The organism is Micromonospora olivasterospora, from assembly GCF_007830265.1.
In the GTDB taxonomy this organism is placed as follows: domain Bacteria; phylum Actinomycetota; class Actinomycetes; order Mycobacteriales; family Micromonosporaceae; genus Micromonospora; species Micromonospora olivasterospora.
The window spans coordinates 402,862-421,158 of the sequence record NZ_VLKE01000001.1 but is presented as its reverse complement, the minus strand read 5'-3'; the positions used below and the strand labels follow the sequence as shown (position 1 = coordinate 421,158).

The following is an 18,297-nucleotide window of genomic DNA, read 5'->3' as shown; positions in this document are numbered from 1 at the left end:
CACATGCCACCGGCCGCGCGCATCGGTGACCAGATCAGCCACCTCGCCACCGGGCTTACCCCCGGGTTACCCACCGGGACGATCGGCCCACCCGGCGGGCGGGCCCTGCCACCCGGAATACCCAGCGCCCCGCTGCTCGGCGTCAACAGCGTGCTCATCGCCGGCAAGCCCGCCGCCGTGGTCGGCACCGTCTGCGTCTGCGACAAGCCGCCGCAGCACGCCGTACACCTGCTGACCAACCGGATCGTGCCGGCCGTTCCGCCGCCGCTGCGCCGGGTGCTGATCGGCGGGCACCAGGCCGCGCGCCGGGGCGACGCCACCACCTGCCGGGCCGTGGTGAGCACCGGCGCGCCGACCGTGCTGATCGGCGGGTGAGGAGGTGGCGGAGCAGTTCATCGGGGCGGGCTGGGCGTTCCCGCTGCGTACCGACGCCACCGGCGGGATCGCCCTGGTCGACCGGGAGCGGGAGATCATCGAGGCGATCCAGCTCATCCTCGGCACCGCCCCGGGCGAGCGGCCGATGCGGCCGGAGTTCGGCTGCGGGGTGCATGACTACGTCTTCGCCCCCGCCGACGAGAACACCGCCGGGCGCATCGCCTTCGAGGTACGCCGGGCACTGGACCGGTGGGAGCCTCGGATCGACGTCCACGACGTCGTGATCGGCTTTGACGCCGAGGACGCCGGGTTGCTCTACATCGACGTCCGGTACTCGATCCGGGGCACCAACGACCCCCGCAACCTGGTCTTCCCGTTCTACGTCATCCCGTCCCACGAGGAAAGCACCGCCTGATGCCGCTGTCCGCGCCCAACCTGGACGACCGTCGCTTCCAGCAGCTCGTCGACGAGGCGAAACGCTTCATCCAGCAGCGCTGCCCGGAGTGGAGCGACCACAACGTCTCCGATCCCGGGGTGACCCTGGTCGAAACGTTCGCCCACATGGTCGACCAGCTCCTGTACCGGCTCAACCGGGTGCCGGAGAAGAACTACCTGGCCTTCCTCGACCTGATCGGCGTCCGGCCGTTCCCGCCCACGGCCGCCCGGGGGGACGTCACGTTCTGGCTCTCGGGCCCGCAGACCCAGCCGGTGGTGCTGCGCGCCGGCACCGAGGTCGGCACGGAACGGACCCAGACCGACGAGGCCATCGTGTTCACCACCGCCGCGGACCTGGCGGTGGTGCCCTGCGAGCTGACCCGGCTGCGCAGCCACCCCGCTCAGGGCCCTCCAATGGACCGGACCGAGGATCTGCTCGACGGCCGGGACGTGGCCTGCTTCCCGGCCGCCCCCTCGGTCGGGGACGCCATGCTGCTCGGTCTCTCCGCCGCAGTCCCCTCCTGCGCGGTCCTGCTGCGGATGGACAGCCGGGTGGAGGGCGTCGGCGTGGACCCGCGCCAGCCGCCGCTGGTGTGGGAGGCGTGGACCGGCGAGGACTGGTCGCCCTGCGATGTCGACCACGACGACACGGGCGGGCTGAACAGGCCGGGCGAGGTGGTACTGCACATGCCGGCCACCCACGTCACCTCCGTGGTGGCCGGGTTGCGGGCCGGCTGGCTGCGGTGCCGGCTGGTCGAGGCCCGACCCGGCCAGCCCTTCTACGCCGCCTCCCCGACCGTGCGCTCGGTCGAGGCGGCCACGATCGGCGGCACGGTCACCGCCGTGCACGCAGAGACCGTCCTCGGCGAGCAGGTCGGGGAGGCCGAGGGGGTGCCCGGCCAGCGATTCACGGTGGCCCGGTCGCCGATCGTCCCCGACGAGCACCCGCTGATGGTGGAGACCGCCGATGGTGCGGGGTGGCTGGAGTGGACCGAGGTGGACACGTTTAACGGATCCGGGCCGGACGACCGGCACGTCGTCGTCGACCGGACCGCCGGGGAGATCCTGTTCGGACCGGCCGTCCGGCAACCCGATGGCGCCCTGCGCCGGTACGGCGCCGTACCCGCCGCCGGGTCGGAGGTCCGGGTCCGGCGCTACCGCACTGGGGGCGGACACAGCGGCAACGTCGCCCGGGGCGCCCTGGCCGTCCTGCGCAGCTCCATGCCATACATCTCGGGGGTGGAGAACCGGAGCCCGGCCACCGGCGGCGTTGACGGGGAGACAGTGGCGGAGGCCCGGCTGCGCGGGCCGGTGCAGCTGCGCGCGCAGGACCGGGCGGTGACCGCCCGCGACTACGAGCTGCTGGCCCGGCAGGCCTGCCCCGCCGCGGCCCGGGTCCGGTGCCTGCCCGCCGGTGACGGCAGCGCGGCCGGCGGGGTCCGGCTGCTGGTCGTGCCGGAGGTGGTCGCCGACGAGGAGGGCCGACTCCACTTCGAGGACCTGGTGCCTCCGGACAGGATGCTCGCCACCATCGCCGAGCACCTCGACGCCCGCCGCCCGGTGGGCACCCGGCTCATGGTGGAGCCGCCCTTCTACCAGGGCGTCACGGTCGCGGCCAGGCTTGTTCCCCGCCCCGACACGGCTGCCGCACAGCTCCGCGCGGAGGCGACGGCCACCCTGTACCGGTACCTCGACCCGGTACGCGGCGGGCCGGAGGGGACCGGGTGGCCGTTCGGGCGGCAGGTGCACTCCGGGGAGATCTTCGGGGTCCTGCAACGGCTGCCGGGGGTCGAGGTGGTCGAGGAGGTACGGATGTTCCCCGCCGACCCGCTGACCGGCCGCCGGGGCGAGCAGGTGACCCGGATCGAGCTGGACCGGCACGCCCTCGCCTTCTCCCACCAGCACCAGGTCCGGGTCGACGAGCGCCCGCCGGGCGCCTGAGCAGGAGGGAGCACGCGGATGCGCGTCGCCATCGAGGGGCTGGCCACGCCCGACCCGCTGGGTCGGCGGCTGCCCGCCGTCTACGCCGCCGACGATCTGGCCCAACGCCTGACCGACGCGTACGACCAGGTCATCGCGCCGGTGCACGCCACGCTGGACAGCCTGTGGGCGTACTTCGACCCGGCGCTGGCCCCGCCGGACTTCGTGGACTGGCTGGGTGGCTGGGTCGCCGCCGGGGGCGGGCGCGACGCGGCCCCCGACGAGCGCCGCCGGGTGGTCGCGGGCGCGGTCGCCCGGCACCGGGTGCGCGGCACCGCCGCCGGGCTCGCCGAGGAGATCCGGCTCGCCACCGGCGTTACCCCCGAGGTCGCCGAGAGCGGCGGGACCGCCTGGTCCGCCACCCCGGGTGCGGAGCTGCCCGGCTCCGCCGAGCCCGCCCTGACCGTACGGATCAGGGCGTCCGAGCCCACCGCGGCCCTGGAGTCCCGGCTCCGGGCGGTGGTCGAGGCGAATCGGCCGGCACACGTGCCATACACCGTGGAGGTGCTGTCGCTGGACGGCGGTCCGGCGGCGGGCGGGCCCCGGTGAGGATCTGCGACAACTGCGGCGCCGAGGTGGCCCCCGGCGACGGCTTCTGCGGCACCTGCGGCGCCTTCCTTGCCTGGGACGCCACCCACACGGCACCCGCGCCGGCGACCATGACCGCCAGGGACGCCCCAGCCAGCGACGGCGCCACGCCGGCCGCGACTGCGACCGGAACGCCGGCCGGGACGGGCGGGACGGCGGCGGCGGAAACGCCGGCCAGGACTCCGACTGAACCGACTGAACCGGCGGCCAAGCCGGCGGCCGGGACCGGGGACGTCGAGCACGAGGAACACCGGGCGCAGGAGCGGGATCTTCTGCGGGCCGCCGCGCTCGTGCTCCCGGTGCGCCCCGCCGACGAAACCAATCCCACCCCGCCGCCCGACCGCGCCGCCGTCAGCCCACCACCGGCCGCCGACCGGCCTCCCGTCGCCGGCCAACCCGGCGCGGTGCTTCCCGGCCGGCCCGTCGCGCCCACGCCCGAGGTCCGCGACTTCGCCGGTGACCGGGCCGGCGGCGCGGACCACGTGGTCTGCCCGGCCTGTGGGACCACCAACCGGGGCGGCAGCTCGTTCTGCCGGGGGTGCGGCCGGCCGCTGATCGCGACGGCCCGACCGGCGGTGGTCGTACCGTGGTGGCGGCGGCTGCGGTGGCCCCGGCGGCGGCCCGGCCGGGGCCGGCTGCGGCGGCTGCTCGCGGTGCTGGTGGCCCTGGTCCTGGTCGCCGGGGCGGTCTGGGCTGTCGCCCGTTTCGCCGGCCCGGTCGTCGACGCGGTCCGGGACCGGACGGCGAAGCCCGAGGCGGTCCTGCCGAGCACGGTGACGGCCTCCAGTGAGGCGTCCGGCCACCCCGCCCGGTCCACCGTGGACGGCCTGAACAACCGGTACTGGGCGCCCGCCGCCGACTGGCCGGCCACCGGCCAGTACGTGGAGCTGACCTTCGACCCGCCGATCCGGCTGATGGATCTCATCGTGCACACTGGGGCGTCCCCGCAGCAGGACGCGTTCGTCCGGCAGGGGAGGCCGGCCGAGCTGACGATGACCCTGTGGACCAGGGACGGCACGAGCAGCACCACGGTGCTGCGCCTGACCGACCGGCCCGGACCGCAGAGTTTCCACCACGTGACGGGCGGGGTGGCCCGGCTCCGGTTGACCGTTGACGCCAGCTACGGCGCGCAGCGGGGACGGCAGGTGGCGCTGGCCGAGATCGAGGTGTTCAGGCGGCCGTGACGTGCACGGGTCGGGTGTCGGCCGGCCGGGCGACGCCGAGCGAGCGGAGCATCCGCTCGTACGTCTGCTGGCTGCGTTGGGACGCCGCCACGTCGCCGGCCCGGCGCTGCGCGGCGACCAGTAGCCGCCATCCGTAGTCGTGGTAACCGTCCAGCTCCAGCGCCCGCCGGGCCGCCGTCGCCGCGGCCCGGGCCCGTCCCCGGTTCAGCTCCAGCCTGGCGAGCAGCACCGCCGCCTCCGTAGCCCGGGTCCGGTGTCGGTCCCGGCCGGCGAGCACCCACTCGGCTGGTCCCTCCTCGGGCAGCAGGTCACCGGTGTAGTGGTCGAGCGCGCCACGGAGCGCCGCGACCGCAGCCGCGTCCTCGCCCGTCGACCGGGCCCGTCGAACGGCGGCCAGCGCCGCTTCGAAGGCCGACACGTCACAGACACCACCCGCCCCCACGTCCAACCGGTACGACGACCCGTCGCGAACGATGAACCGGGACGCGCCCCGGGCTACGCCGGGCTCCAGGAAGGTACGCAGCGTCGAGACGCCGACGTGCAGATTGTTGACCGCGGCCCGGTCCGGCAGCTCCGGCCAGAGCGCCGCCGTGATCCGCTCCCGGTGTACCGGCTGGCCGGCCTCCGCCGCGAGGTAACGCATCAGGGTCCGGATCCGGGGGCGCACGCCCGACCAGTCCACCGGGACGCCGTCCGGCTCCAGCCGGAATCCGCCGAAGCAGCGTAACCGCAGGTACCGGCGCCCTTCGGAGGCGGCTGCCGGACGATCCCTCGAAATCATGTGATCTGTCTCCCTTGTCGCCACGACAACGCGGGCCGTTGCTGGTCCGCGACCAGAAGCCAGCACCGGGCCGCGCCGGTGTCGGCGCGGTCACGGCGCAGGCGGGACCGCCTGCGCTGGGGAGGTGGGCGACCCACGTCGCGCCGGAGATTCTGCTCGGCCGTCGGGGGACATGGGCAGACGTCAATTCGGGGACTTTCGTGGCAACTACCATCGGTAGCGCTCGGTACGCTGGGGGTTCGGGCACTTATCCTTCCAGGAGCGACCTGATGTCGACCGTCGACCCGCCCGAAGTCGGTGGACCCATGCCGGTCGTGGTCCGGTGGGACCACCTGGCCGGCGAACGTTGGCCGGAGCTGGCCGACCTCACCGCCGACGGGCTGGTCCTCCTCGTGTTGCCCCACGAGACGACGGTCGCCCCGTTGGCGCTGCTCGCCGCCGGGGTCCGGGCCGTCCTACGGGACGGCGACGGCACCGACGAGCTGGATCTGGCCCGGTCGGCGGTGCTCACCGGCGGGTCGTACCTGTCGCGGAGCGTGGCCGCGTCGGTCGGCGGCCGGCCGGACGGCGACGGCCGGGGAGACCCGGCGTCCCTGGGCCCCCGGGAAGTGGAGACGCTCCGGTGCATCGCCCAGGGCCTCACCCACCGGCAGGCCGCACACCGCCTCGGAGTCACGGTACAGACCATCAACACGTACGCGAAGCGGCTGCGCCGCAAGCTCGGCGCCGCCAACAAGGCCGAGCTGACCCTGCGCGCGGTCGAACTCGGCTATCTGTCGGTGTGACGACACATTTGCCGGTCTTCTCGCCTCGCCCCGCCACCCATTCTGTAGTTGACTGCTCACCGAGAGGTGGGCGGATGTACGACGTGTGTGTGGTGGTGTCCGAGCCGCTGGCCCGGCGCGGGGTGCACCAGCTGATCGACGGCAATGACCTGGTCCGGTGCCTGCTCACCGTCGACACGGCGAGCGAGGTGACCGCGGCCGGCGGGGGCCCCGACATGGTCGTGGTCCTGGTCGACCCGCTGCCGCAGGTGGTCCGGTGGTCCTGCGCGCGACACCCGACCCTGGTGATGATGCCGGAGTCGACGAAGGCCACGACGCTGGAGGCGATCCGGGCCGGCGCCCGCTCCGTGGTGAGCACCGCGACCGAGCGTACGCAGCTGCGGATCGCCCTCAACGTCACCGCGGCCGGCGGGTTCTACCTGTGCCCGATGCTCTCCGCCCGGCTCCGCGCCGACGCGGACGGCCCCGGCCCGGAGCGCCCGGTCGGCGGCGGCCGGTCCGGCGGCGCGGTCACCGGCGGTCGGGAGGCGGCCGGCGGCGGGGGCCCGGCCTGCGCGCCGGGTCCCGGGCCGGGCCGGGACCGAACACGTTCCCGGGCGCCCCGCCGGCCCGCGCTCGCTCCCCGGGAGGCGGCGACCCTGGAGCTGATCGCCCAGGGCCTGACGCATGCCCAGACGGCCCGCAGGCTGGGCATCTCCGAGGCCACGGTGAACACCTACGTCACCCGGATCAGGTCGAAGCTCGACGTCGGGAACAAGGCCGAGCTGACCCTGAAGGCGATCACCCTCGGGTTGGTGCAGCGTCGCCGCTCCGGCGTCGACCCGATCACCTGAGGGGCTCGCCGAGCTGGGCCCGCACCCGCTCCGTGTGCCGGATCGACGGGACGTCGTTGACCGCTTCGAGGATGTCGGTGGCTCGGTCGAGCGGCGCTGTTGCGTTGGCGGATCGGTGGAGCGGACACTACGAACTCACCGCTGACGTCCCGCCCGGTCTGCGGGTGGCCGCCGCGTTCACGGAACTGGCCCGAGCCATCTGACAATGCCCGGTGACGCGGCCCGGCGTGTCCACCGATCCGCCAACGCAACAGCGCCCCGTTGACCGCATGGTTTGTGCGGCAGACGTACGGGTAGGCGACGCGGGTGATCGCACTGATCGTTGCACTGTTGCTGCTCTGGCTGGTTCTGGTGATCATCGGGCTGGTGGTCAAGGGCCTGTTCTGGCTCACCGTGGTCGGTGCGCTCCTGTTCGTCGCGACCGTGATCGCCGGCTGGGTCCGCAGAAGGGCGTAGGCGGCTACCGCCATGTGGCACTGGTGGAGTGGTCCAGCCCTGTTTGGGCACGTACGTCGGAGTCGGCAACTGATCTCGTAACAGTTCCTCAAGCCTTCAACGGCTCCTCGTCGGGTACGAGGGGGTTGCGTTGAGCCCTTGTTCCCTCGCGGAAAGTAGCTGCGTCGGATGAGCGCTGCAGACGAGCGGGTCACCGTCCGCCGGACGCTTATCGTCATCGGTTTGGTTCTCGTCACCCTGGTCGGGCTGGCGTTGATGTGGCAGACCCAGCGTGTGTTGAGCTGGGTGGTGGCCGCGGTGTTCTTCGCGGTGGCTTTGGATCCGCTGGTGGACCGGGTGCAGCGACGACTCGTCGGGCGTCGGGCGCGCTCCAGCGCATGACGCCGGTGTGGTCCATCGCCACGTCCTCGACGTCCAGTAATACCTCATCGGTACGTTGCTTGTTCCACACCTGCCACCCGCTGCGGCGAGGGTTGGTGAGGATGACGCGATGGCGCTCTTGGATGTCCTCGGCCCGGTGGCGCTGCCCGGCTGTGTTGCCGGCAGGGGCCTGGGCGGCCCGCGTGCGCCGAGGCCGGAGCGAGGTTCCGAGCGTCCCGTGCACCGAGTAGGGCACGCCCGGCTCGGCGTCGTCGAGCAGCACGGTGCCGCCGCCGGAAGCTGGGGAGGCGCCATTGTCAACCGTTGAACGTCGGCGAAACGCGGCTTCCCCTCGACGTACGAAGGGAGGTGGCGGCCTCGGCCGCCACCCGCAGGACGCTACAAGCCACGCGGTCGGTCTCACGCAGCATCGTGGGATCGGTGCGCGGCATCGGGCTGATGATCGTGTCGCCCATTACCTCGTCAAGGGGGATGCCGGCGACGTGGAACGCGGTGTCGCGCGTGCCGTCGGGACGGACCAGTAGCCCCGTCTGGGGGTCGACATCGAATCCGCCGGTGGGGTGCCGGCGTCCGTCCCGTCCGCGGACGCTGAATGGACGCATGCGGCCCGCCGCCGCGAGCGAGTGGGTGAGGGTATCGGCGCTGGCCGTGACGTCGTGCGCGTGCATCCACGCGTCGATGAGCACGGGACTGGTGACGGCGGAACCGGCGACAGCGGGCGACTCGGCGCGGAAGAGGCCGAGCTCGTCGTCGGCGATGACATGCGCCGCGGGGCCGATGAACCTGACGAGACCGGCGTCCACGAGGGCCAGCAACTGCCGGCTGCGAAAGGCCGGTGGGCCGCTGCCGACCATGCCGCCGAACGCCTGCAGGGCGCGGAAGCCGCTCGCGCGCGACTCGGCGTCGAAGCCGCCGAACGTTCCGATGGCGTTCGCCAGCTGTCGCGCCGCGCTGATCGACCACAGTCCGGCCTTGATGGCGCTGTCCCGTCCCTTCGCCGACTCGGTGAGGTCGTCGGCCATGTAGTCGACGACCCAGGCGGTGAATGTCTCGGGATCGGGGAACGCTCCGCGGACCGGCGACATCGCCGCCGGCAGGTCGAAGCGGTCCGTGGCGTCCGGAACGTGTGGCGCTATCGCGGCGTCGAGTGCCGACGGCAGGCCTTCGGTGGTGTCGATCGTCGCGAGGACCGTGGTCAGTGGGGCGGCGAACGCTTCGGGGCGCACGCGGTGAAGCGTCTCGTAGTAGTCGACGAATGCATCCTTGACGATGAGCGGCCACACCTGACGGTCGAAGTCGATGGGGCGTGGGATTGTCGACCAGTCGACCGACCGCAGGTGACGCTGCGGCGCCGAGGGTGGCAGGGAGCCGTAGAGCGACTTCGCCCGGTACGGGACGCCCCGGTGAGAGGTGACGTGCATCTTCGGCTCGCGGCCCGACGGTTCGTAGCGCACTCCCGCCCGCGTCAGCGAGTCGTCGACGAATCGCCCACCGCGGCCGATGGTCAGCAGCGTCATCGCGTCGAAGAAGCCCATCCCGAGCCCGCGTACGATCGCGGTCGCCCCGTCCGGAACATCCCCGAGGGCCTGGTCGATCGGGTTGTCGGGACGTACCCACATCATCTCGGGATGCCTGGCCAGCACCGCCAGGAAGCCGTGCTCCTCGGACGTGTGGTCGCGCGGCATCCACCCGGTCGCGGCCACGACGGCATCGCACGCGAGCACCTCACCGGTGCTGAGTTCGATGAGCTGGCGCCCGCCGTCCTCGCGTATGCCGACTGCTCGCGCCAGGTGGGTGGCAACCGTCACGCGTTCCGGCATGGTGTTGAGTGCCCGCTCGAAGCACCAGCGGATGTACTCGCCATAAAGTGATCGGCTTGGATGGGATGCAACCGTGATCGCCTCAAGCTCGTCGCGGTAGTCGTCGACGAAGCCCGGGCGGACGGCAAGCGAGGCGAACGCGGCGCGGTGGGCCGGATCGATGTCTGCCACCTGGATCGCCGACGACGGCGACGGGTGCGCGGCATCGAGTGCGAGCTGGCACCACTCGAACAGCGTGGGCCCGGGTGCGACCGGGCCGGCCATCGTCACGGTGTCGTCGGTGAAGAGTGTCACGGCCCCCGCGAGGGTGTTCATGCACATCTGGCGCGTTTGGTCGGTACGCCAGATGCGACCCGCACCGAGTTGAGTGTCGTCAATGACAAGTATGTCTAGGTGGTCGATATCGGTGAAGTCCGCGAGATTCGCACCGATTCGCTCGAGCAGCGATACCCCCCGGGGGCCTGCGCCGATGAGCGCGATGACGGGGCGGGAGGGGCGGGATGTCCATAGTGGACGAATGTCTATGAACCGGGTCACAGCCCTACCCTACTTGGTCGCTAGGTTTAGTAGGGTTCCGGCATGGTGAAATTGCTGGTCACCCGGCATACGCGAGCAGTGTCGCGGTGTGACGCTGGCAGGACGGACAGTGTGTGCCATGACCCGGACCCGCCGCCTCGATGTCGGTGAGATCGGGGCATCGGAGGCGCCTTCGGCGAGGGTATAACCCGCCGTCATGCCGGCGGTTGACTTTCCGTAGACGATTTTCGACGGATCAAAAACGGTGTCGGTGACGATGCGTCGCACGAGGTTCAACCAGGGGCAACTCACCACACCGGCGCGCTGTCGCCTGCCATTTTCCGGATTGTGTCGAGGTTGAAGTGAGCGTGGGAAGGAAACACAGCGACGGTGATCGAGTTCCGCGACCTGAGAAAGTCCTACGGCGATCACGTCGTGCTCGACGATATAAACCTGAATATCGACCAGAGAGAGATCTTTGGTCTGGTCGGCGTGAGCGGCGCGGGGAAGTCCACGCTGCTGCGGTGCATCAACCGGCTCGAGGAGATCGACAGCGGCAGCCTCATCGTCGACGGCACGGACGTACGCGCCATCGGCGATCGGGACTTGCCGCAGTTCCGCCGCCGGATCGGCATGGTGTTCCAGCAGTTCTCCCTGATGGAGCGCAAGAACGTTTACGACAACGTGTACTTCCCTCTCAAGTGCCAGGGCGTACGCAGATCAGCGGCCGACCGGAAGGTGCGCGATCTCCTCGACCTCGTCGGACTCGGCGAGAAGCTCAAGGCGCTGCCCCGGGAGTTGAGCGGTGGGCAGAAGCAGCGGGTCGCCATCGCGCGGGCCCTGGTGAACGATCCGACGATCCTGCTGTGCGACGAGGCCACCTCCGCGCTCGATCCGAACATCACTGAGGCGGTCCTCGATCTCCTCAAGCGCATCAATGGCGAACTCGGCCTCACGATCGTCGTGGTGACCCACGAGGTGGCGGTCATGAAGTCCGTGTGCACTCGGATGGGCCTGCTCAGCGACGGGCACCTGCGCGCGAAGGGGGCCGTCGAGCACTTCTTCCTGGAGAATCCGGAGCTGCTGGGGGACTTCATCCGCGACGCGGGGCGTCGCCCAGAAGTCGCTCCCGGCACCTCGCTCGTCCGGGTCGTCCAGCGGGACGTCGCGGAGACCAGTCTGCTGTCGCAGCTCGCCATCCGCACCGGCGTGCCGTTCGAGATCTCGTGGGGCGGGCTCGACCGCTACCGGGACCGGGTCTCGGGATCGTTCCTGCTTCATGTGGCCGACGCCGATCTTCGCGCGGTGTGCGACGGCCTGACCGCGCTCGGGGCCGACTGGAGGGAGATCTGATGTACCAATACGAGTTTTCCGAGCTCTTCAAGCGGATCATCCTGCCCGGGCTGCTTGACACCATCACCATGCTGCTCGGCTCGTTCATCACGTGCACCCTGGTGGGGTTCACGCTCGCACTGGTCCTCGTAACGACCGACACACACGGGCTCCGACCCAACCGGACGGTCCACGAAATCGTGAGCACCGTTATCAGCATGCTGCGGTCGGTGCCGTTCATCATCCTCGCCATCTCGATCATCCCGCTAACCCGCCTGGTACTCGGCACGTCGATCGGCGTGTGGGCGGCGGTCTTCGCCATCACATTCGCGGGCAGCCCGCTGATCGCGCGGCTCCTCGAGAGCGCCTTCAAGGAGGTCAATCCGAGCCTCATCGAGGCGGCACGATCCTTCGGCGCGAGCGACCGGCAGATCACCTTCCGGGTCATCGTCACCGAGTCGGTACCGGCGATCGTCTCGCAGATGACGCTCGGCGTGATCTCGCTGCTCGGCTTCACCGCAGTGGCCGGCACGATCGGCGCGGGCGGCCTGGGTGCCGTCGCCCTGACCTACGGCTACCAGAACTTCAACGACCACATCATGTACGGCACCGTAGCGATCCTGGTCGTCATGGTGATCGGCATTCAGCTCGGCGGCAACGCCCTCTACCGCAAACTCCGGTAACTCCAGCCCCATGAGTCCCAGCACGAAAGGCAGCACCCCCATGAGAAACCCCCTCAGGAGAGTGATCACGCTCTTCGTCGTCGGCGCCCTGGCCGTGTCCCTCGCGGCCTGCTCGTCCGGCTCCGCCTCCGGAGGCGACGGCAAGACGGTCAGGATCGGCGTACTCGCCCGCGAGGAGCCCGACCTGAACTTCGTGGCCGAGCATCTGGCTCAGCAGGGCTACACGATGAAGGTCCAGGTGTTCGACGACAACATCGCCATGAATCGGGCCACCGAGGACGGCAGCATCGACGCCAACTTCTTCCAGAACGCAAACTACCTCAAAAGCTACAAGGACAGCAACGGATCATCGCTCGTCACCTACGGTCCCTGGCTGCAGACCACGGCCGTGCAGTTCGTCTCGAGCAAGTACGACTCGGCCGACGCACTCCCGAACGGGGCGCGCATCGGCATCGCCAACGACTCCGCGAATCGCGCCCGGGAGCTTCAACTCCTCGCCGCCAACGGCCTCATCGAGCTCGCGAAGGGCGTCGAGGCGCCCACAATCCTCGACGTCACCTCCAACCCGAAGAACCTCCGCTGGGTTGAGGTCAACCCGCGCAGCAAGGCCGCGGCGTTCCCCGACCTGGACGCGATGACCGCTCCCTCGATCACCGTCTACCTGATGAAGGACCCCTCGATAAAGGCCCTTTACGAGGAGACGCCAGAGGTCTACCGCACCTACGGAGGCACGCTCTGGGTCGTCAAGGAGGGCTACAAGAACACCGCCTGGCTCGATGCGGCGACCTCGTTCATGCAGTCCGCGGACTACAAGACCTGGATCGCGAACACCTACAAGGGCCTCAAGAAGACGCCCTGACTCCTCGCAGCCCCTCGAACCGCAGCCCCTCAGGAAGGAAAACACCATGGTCAGCGTCGTCGGCATGACCGATCTCCCGCTCGACAGGGTCGATCTCCCCACGTTTGTCGACGAAATCGGGTGTGCGGCGCAGACAGCCTTCGAGTTGCCCCCGCACATGCGCAGCGTCTACCTCGTGCCGCTGCCACCCGAGAACTGCACGGTGAAGGACGGCTACGAGATCACGTTCTTCCTGTACACGGCGCCCGGCAAGAGCGTGGAGCTCAAGCGTCGGATAGTGAAGGCGCTCCACGATGTCGTCCAGGCCAGTGACTGGGGCGACACCGTCAAGGTGGTGGTCATCATCAAGGAGCATGCCGCCGAAAACGTCGGAGTCGGCGGGATCCTTCGCCTCGACATGACCTGACATCGGCCGACCGTGCCGTTGCCGAGTAGGGGCGTCCGTCAATTGGGCGATGCGGGTGAGGCACCGCAGCCCCACCAGCCCAATTGACGGCCGGCCCAACTCGTTGACCGACCTACTTCGAGAGGAACATCGCATGAAGTACCGCCCGATCGGCCGGACCTCGCTGAAGGCGTCCGTGGTCACCTTCGGAGCCATGGGCATCGGCGGCGGATTCCGCTACCCGGATGCCGACGACGCGGTGTCGGTCCGCGCCCTACGCGCCGCCCTCGACCGCGGTATCAACGTCATCGACACTGCGCCGGTCTACGGATTCGGTCACAGCGAGGAGGTGATCGGCGAAGCCGTTCGCGGCCGCCGCGACGACGTCATCATCGCGACCAAGTGCGGGCTGTGGTGGGGCGACGACGAGGGCAGCTACCGCTTCACATGGGACGGGCACGCCGTCAAGCGCAACCTCAGTCCGCGGACCATCCGGATCGAGGTGGAGGAGAGCCTGCGCCGGCTCGGCACCGACCGCATCGACATCTACTACACCCACAACCCGGCGATGCCACCGTTCATGACGCCGATCGAGGACACGATCGCGACGCTCATCGAGCTGCGCGACGAGGGGAAGATCCTCACGATCGGTGCGTCGAACTGTCCTCCCGAGGACGTCGAGACCTACCTCGCGCACGACGCGATCGAGATCGTGCAGCGCAAGTACAGCCTCCTTGCCCGCGGAGTACGCGACGACATCCTGCCGCTGTGCGCGTCGACGGGGCTGTCCCTGCACGCCTACTCACCCCTCGCGAACGGGCTCCTCACCGGCGCGTTCACCAGGTTCGCGCCGCCGGCGCGCGAAGGCTCCCGGCGTGACGACCCACTGTTCGGCGACCGCTTCGGACCGGCCATGAACCTCGTCGAGGGACTGACCGCCGTCGCCTCGTCCGTGGGCACCACTCCCGGTGCGCTGGCGATCGCCTACCTCCTCGCGTCGTCAGACGCCGTCAACGTCATCTGCGGCATCCGTCGCGAGTCGCACCTAGACGACATCATCGCAGGCGCCGAACTCGACATCGACGCGAGCGTCACGGCCGCCCTCGACGAGCTGGCGGAGGACCTCGAGGCCACGGCCCCGGGGACGGCGTGAACCGGTCGGCGCGGGCGGCGGGCCCGGCAGGTGCCGTCCTGAGCCGGCTCTGGAGCGCGGAACGGTTGGCTCCGTCGCTGTCCGCCTACCACCATCTGCATGCCCATCCCGAGCTGTCCGGACAGGAGCACCGGACTGCCGCGTTCGTCGAGGCACGACTCGCCGACCTGAGCATCGAGACGTTCCGGTGCGGCGGTACGGGCGTCGTCGGCATCCTGCGCAACGGCGAAGGACCCGTCGTGGCATACCGCGCGGACCTCGACGGGCTCCCGATCCAGGAAAAGTCGGGCGTGGCCTACGCGAGCACCGACAAGGGCCAACTGCCGGACGGATCGGTGACCCGGGTGATGCACGCCTGCGGCCACGACCTCCACCTGACGGTCGCGCTCGCGGCGGCCGGCGTGCTGGCCGAGAACCGGGCCGCCTGGGCCGGCACCGTCGTGTGGATTTTCCAGCCGGCCGAGGAGACAGCCTCGGGGGCGGCGGCGATGGTCGACGACGGGCTGTGGGAAAAGGCCCCGCGTCCCGAGGCGGTGCTGGCGCAGCACGTGACATCCCTGTCGAGCGACCAGGTGCGGATCGGCGTCGGGAACGTCATGAACCTCGGCGACTCGTGGCGCGTGCGACTGCGCGGACGCGGCGCACACGGAGCCCGCCCGCACGAGTCCATCGACCCGATCGTGCTCGGTGCCCACCTCGTCACCCGCCTGCAGACCGTCGTCTCCCGGCAGGTGGAACCCGGATCCCCGGTCGTGCTCACCGTCGGCACCTTCCACGCCGGCACCAAGGAGAACATCATTCCCGACGAGGCGACCCTCTCGCTCAACATCCGCACGCCGGATGCCCAGACGCGGGAAACCGTTCTCTCCGCCGTCCGGCGCATGATCGCCGCCGAGGCGAGCGCGAGCGGCGCGCACGAGCCGACGATCGAGGAGATCAGCCGCTTTCCCCGGTGCTTCAACGCGCCGGAGCAGGCTGGCGAGGTGGCGGCGGCCCTCGATGCCGTCTTCGGGTCGGACAACGTCGCGCGTGACCTGCGGGCGACCGGCAGCGAGGACGTGGGTTGGCTCGCCGACGCGATCGGCGTGCCGCTCGTCTTCTGGATGTTCGGCGCCTACCGCCCCGGCCGGGATCCCGGCGACATGCCGTCGAACCACACGCCGCACTTCGCTCCGGAGCCCGAGTACGCCATCCCGGCAGGAGTGCGCGCCGCGCTCGCAGCTCTCGGCACCCGTCTCGACGTTCCGTCCTAGCCCCAAGGCCGGGTAGTTAGGGCTCGCAGATCATCAACACGCTGCTTTGATCTCTTGCGGGATGGCAACGCCTTCTGCGGCGGCGAGGGCGTAGAGGTCGTTTAGGTTGGCGAGTCGCGTCGAGTTGAACAGCACTACGTCACCGTCGGACGGCCACCAGCCGCCCTGGCAGTAGCGGCGGCGCAGTTGCTTCCACGTCATCCGGGGTGTTTGCGGCGTAGCCAGCCCATCACCCTGCGCCAGGTGAAACCATGCAGGTAGGCGAACGTCGCGCTGGACACCCCGGGCTGGAAGTAGGCGCACCAGCCTCGTAGCACTGGGTTCAGGTTGTACAGCAATACTTCGAGCGGCTGGTTCCGGTTCCACCGGCTCAGCGTTCGCACCTTGCCCGTGACCGCCTTGACGGCCTTCTTGCTCGGGTAGGTGTAGATGTAGCTCTTGGCCGTGCCTGGCTTGCGGTGACGCTGGATGCGCCAGCCGAGGAAGTCCAGGCCCTCGTCGATGTGGGTGATCACGGTTTTGGCCTGCGACAGGCGCAGTCCGACCGTGTCCAGCACCGCCGCTGCTTCCTCGCGCAGCGCCTCGACCTCGTCCCGTTCACCCTTCACCAGAAGGACCCAGTCGTCGGCGTAACGCGACAGCCGGAACACCGGCAGCTCGCGTTGCTGACTACGGGGAAGGCTTCGTCGGTGTCGGGTGATGCGGTCGAAGTGCTCGTCGAGCACGCTCAACGCGATGTTGGACAGCAAAGGCGACAGGATGCCACCCTGGGGTGCGCCCTCACGCGACTCCCGCAGGCCCGTCTCCTTGCTGAAGATCCCGGCCTTCAGGAACGCCTTGACCAGCGCCAAGACCTGCTTGTCCGTGATCCGCCGCCGCACGAGCCCCATCAGGAGGGTGTGGTCGATCTCGTCGAAGCGGGCCGTGATGTCGCCCTCCAACACCCACTCGTAACGGTGGGGTGGACCGGCGAAGGTGCGGACCTCAGCGACCGCGTCGTGCGCTCTGCGCCTCGGCCGGAAGCCGTATGAGCAGGGCAGGAAGTCAGCCTCGAAAATCGGTTCAAGGACCAGCTTCAAGGCCGCCTGCACGATGCGGTCTCGCACGGTGGCGATGCCCAGTCGGCGTCGCTTGCCGCCCGGTTTCGGAATCATCCGTTCGCGGACAGGTAAGGGACGGAACTGCTGCGTCTTCAGCTGGTCGCGGATCTCGGCGAGGAATGGCTCCATGCCTCGGCGCGCTTCGATGAAGAACGCGGTATGGCCGTCCACGCCGGCCGAGCGGGCACCCCGATTGCCCCGCACCCGCTGCCATGCGACCAGCAGGAACGCAGGGTCATGGACGAGGTTGAACACATCGTGGAACCGGCGATCTGGATCGTCGGTCGCCCATCGGTGCAGCTTGGCCTGGATCTTCTGTACCCGCAGCTCAGCCGACCCCAGCAAGGGCCACTCCAGCGGCGGCGCGTCGGTATTCACCTGATAGTTCGCGGGCAGCCGGTGCGGGTGCCCGGCCAGCGCCCACCCGGCGCTGGCCTGCGGGCGGATCACCAGGGGCCCGAACTCGTCGAACGCGAACACGCGCTGCGGGAAGTGCCTGCTGACGTACTCGATCCGGGCGATCTTGACCTCGCGCTGCGGGCCGGTGGACTCCTTCCACGTCTTGGTCCGCTGGAAGGTGATCCGGTGTCGGTGCAGGATCTGCCGCAGCCGTTCCCGGCCCACCCGGACCCCGGCGGGTGGCATGCAAGCCCAGAGACTCAGCAGCCGGGCGAGGACGCCGTACTCCACGTCGACGACAGCCGCGGCGCCGTTGCCCTGGCTGCGCAGGTCGACGGCGACCGAGGCCGCGCGGACGTGCGCCTGCGCCGGAGCGGCGACGAGGAGCGCGCCGACAAGGGCGGCGAGGTACGCCAGTAGACGCACTGGCAGGCAGTTCCGCCGTGAGGGGAACGGCGATCGTTCCCCAGTCCTGCAGTGCTCGCTCCGCAGCCGGCAACTCGAGCCGGCCCAATTCACCGAACCTTCCGCTGCCGGTCACCACAGCCGAAAGCCGGGTGTCGGGGCGCCAGAAGCCGAACCAACACCCATCGACATAGCGCTATCTAGGCATCGAAGCGCCCCCAGCTCCAGCAGCGAAGCACCCCCACGGCGATCAAGCAACCAAGATCACCAACAGCATCCGGCTCCTGTGACAGAACCTACATCCCTGCTCAACCTCTGCGGTATCGCTTGCTGGCGTTCTTCCAATACCCTAGTTCACCGATAGGAATTCCGGGTTATCGAGTGGGGACGCGGTATGCATTCCAAGGAGAGTGCCCATGTCCGGTCAGGCACGACCCGCCCAGATCGTCAGCCCATCTGGGCGATCGGCTGGATCGCCAGATGGCGCGGGGCATCAGCAATGTCCAACGGTCGGGCTGCCGGCGTGGCACTGCCCAGAGCGGTCCAGGACTCGCTCCGAGTCTTCGTCTCCGGTCATGCCGCCGCTCACGACAG

The 18,297-nt window shown here is 70.0% G+C and carries 19 protein-coding genes; 15 read left to right on the top strand and 4 right to left on the bottom strand.

Features of this window, described 5'->3' with window-relative positions; genetic code table 11:
• The first annotated feature begins 3 nt into the window (after window positions 1-3).
• The 5 genes from JD77_RS01620 to JD77_RS01600 are packed head-to-tail and all read left to right on the top strand — an operon-like array spanning window position 4 to window position 4,562.
• On the top strand, window positions 4-375 hold the full coding sequence (locus JD77_RS01620) for a PAAR domain-containing protein (RefSeq protein ID WP_145772718.1): 372 nt from the start codon (window positions 4-6) through the stop codon (window positions 373-375).
• A gap of 4 nt (window positions 376-379) precedes the next feature.
• The gene (locus JD77_RS01615; RefSeq protein WP_145772717.1) at window positions 380-790 is read left to right on the top strand and encodes a GPW/gp25 family protein; all 411 of its coding nucleotides are present in this window, start codon (window positions 380-382) and stop codon (window positions 788-790) included.
• Window positions 790-2,751, top strand: coding sequence for a putative baseplate assembly protein (locus JD77_RS01610; RefSeq protein WP_145772716.1), 1,962 nt, complete (start codon window positions 790-792; stop codon window positions 2,749-2,751). The genes JD77_RS01615 and JD77_RS01610 overlap by 1 nt, the downstream gene beginning before the upstream one ends.
• 18 nt (window positions 2,752-2,769) lie before the next feature.
• Window positions 2,770-3,339: a phage tail protein gene (locus tag JD77_RS01605; RefSeq protein WP_145772715.1), complete on the top strand. Its 570-nt coding sequence runs from the start codon at window positions 2,770-2,772 to the stop codon at window positions 3,337-3,339.
• Complete coding sequence (locus tag JD77_RS01600; RefSeq protein WP_145772714.1) at window positions 3,336-4,562, top strand: NADase-type glycan-binding domain-containing protein; 1,227 nt, start codon at window positions 3,336-3,338, stop codon at window positions 4,560-4,562. Before JD77_RS01605 ends, JD77_RS01600 begins: the two co-directional genes overlap by 4 nt.
• Here JD77_RS01600 and JD77_RS01595 read toward each other — a convergent pair.
• Window positions 4,549-5,343, bottom strand: coding sequence for an AfsR/SARP family transcriptional regulator (locus tag JD77_RS01595; protein ID WP_145772713.1), 795 nt, complete (start codon window positions 5,341-5,343; stop codon window positions 4,549-4,551). The genes JD77_RS01600 and JD77_RS01595 overlap by 14 nt on opposite strands.
• A gap of 269 nt (window positions 5,344-5,612) precedes the next feature.
• Between JD77_RS01595 and JD77_RS01590 the strand changes: the two genes are divergently transcribed.
• The 4 genes from JD77_RS01590 to JD77_RS01580 all read left to right on the top strand — a co-directional run bounded on the left by JD77_RS01590 (window position 5,613) and on the right by JD77_RS01580 (window position 7,798).
• Window positions 5,613-6,128 carry a helix-turn-helix transcriptional regulator gene (locus JD77_RS01590; RefSeq protein WP_145772712.1) on the top strand — a complete coding sequence of 172 codons (516 nt, stop codon included), beginning with the start codon at window positions 5,613-5,615 and terminating at the stop codon, window positions 6,126-6,128.
• A gap of 74 nt (window positions 6,129-6,202) precedes the next feature.
• Window positions 6,203-6,961, top strand: coding sequence for a helix-turn-helix transcriptional regulator (locus tag JD77_RS32705; protein WP_211372464.1), 759 nt, complete (start codon window positions 6,203-6,205; stop codon window positions 6,959-6,961).
• A 306-nt stretch (window positions 6,962-7,267) separates the two neighbouring features.
• Entirely contained in the window at window positions 7,268-7,417 is a 150-nt protein-coding gene (locus JD77_RS31780; protein ID WP_170286301.1) for a hypothetical protein, read from the top strand.
• Window positions 7,418-7,585: 168 nt separating this feature from the next.
• A complete protein-coding gene (locus tag JD77_RS01580) occupies window positions 7,586-7,798 on the top strand; it encodes a hypothetical protein (RefSeq protein WP_246140491.1) in 213 nt (70 codons plus the stop codon).
• 296 nt (window positions 7,799-8,094) lie between these two features.
• Here the strand turns inward: JD77_RS01580 and JD77_RS01570 are convergent, their stop codons facing one another.
• Window positions 8,095-10,155, bottom strand: coding sequence for an FAD/NAD(P)-binding protein (locus JD77_RS01570; protein ID WP_145772710.1), 2,061 nt, complete (start codon window positions 10,153-10,155; stop codon window positions 8,095-8,097).
• Window positions 10,156-10,524: 369 nt separating this feature from the next.
• On the opposite strand from JD77_RS01570, the gene JD77_RS01565 reads away from it, so the two are divergent.
• The 6 genes from JD77_RS01565 (at window position 10,525) to JD77_RS01540 (ending at window position 15,799) form a co-directional block, all read left to right on the top strand.
• Window positions 10,525-11,487, top strand: coding sequence for a methionine ABC transporter ATP-binding protein (locus tag JD77_RS01565; protein ID WP_145772709.1), 963 nt, complete (start codon window positions 10,525-10,527; stop codon window positions 11,485-11,487).
• Window positions 11,487-12,149, top strand: a complete 663-nt coding sequence (locus JD77_RS01560; RefSeq protein WP_145772708.1) for a methionine ABC transporter permease — start codon at window positions 11,487-11,489, stop codon at window positions 12,147-12,149. The genes JD77_RS01565 and JD77_RS01560 overlap by 1 nt, the downstream gene beginning before the upstream one ends.
• Before the next feature lie 40 nt (window positions 12,150-12,189).
• Window positions 12,190-13,008 (top strand): MetQ/NlpA family ABC transporter substrate-binding protein, encoded by an 819-nt coding sequence (locus tag JD77_RS01555; protein WP_170286352.1) that lies wholly within the window; start codon window positions 12,190-12,192, stop codon window positions 13,006-13,008.
• A 46-nt stretch (window positions 13,009-13,054) separates the two neighbouring features.
• Window positions 13,055-13,414 (top strand): tautomerase family protein, encoded by a 360-nt coding sequence (locus tag JD77_RS01550; RefSeq protein ID WP_170286351.1) that lies wholly within the window; start codon window positions 13,055-13,057, stop codon window positions 13,412-13,414.
• A gap of 193 nt (window positions 13,415-13,607) precedes the next feature.
• Window positions 13,608-14,546, top strand: coding sequence for an aldo/keto reductase (locus tag JD77_RS01545; RefSeq protein WP_170286350.1), 939 nt, complete (start codon window positions 13,608-13,610; stop codon window positions 14,544-14,546).
• On the top strand, window positions 14,543-15,799 hold the full coding sequence (locus tag JD77_RS01540) for an amidohydrolase (protein WP_211372463.1): 1,257 nt from the start codon (window positions 14,543-14,545) through the stop codon (window positions 15,797-15,799). The genes JD77_RS01545 and JD77_RS01540 overlap by 4 nt, the downstream gene beginning before the upstream one ends.
• A gap of 33 nt (window positions 15,800-15,832) precedes the next feature.
• On the opposite strand, the gene JD77_RS33230 is transcribed toward JD77_RS01540, so the two are convergent.
• Window positions 15,833-16,000 carry a hypothetical protein gene (locus tag JD77_RS33230; protein WP_246140490.1) on the bottom strand — a complete coding sequence of 56 codons (168 nt, stop codon included), beginning with the start codon at window positions 15,998-16,000 and terminating at the stop codon, window positions 15,833-15,835.
• The gene (gene ltrA, locus JD77_RS01535) at window positions 15,997-17,724 is read right to left on the bottom strand and encodes a group II intron reverse transcriptase/maturase (RefSeq protein WP_246140489.1); all 1,728 of its coding nucleotides are present in this window, start codon (window positions 17,722-17,724) and stop codon (window positions 15,997-15,999) included. Before ltrA ends, JD77_RS33230 begins: the two co-directional genes overlap by 4 nt.
• Between the last annotated feature and the right edge of the window lie 573 nt (window positions 17,725-18,297).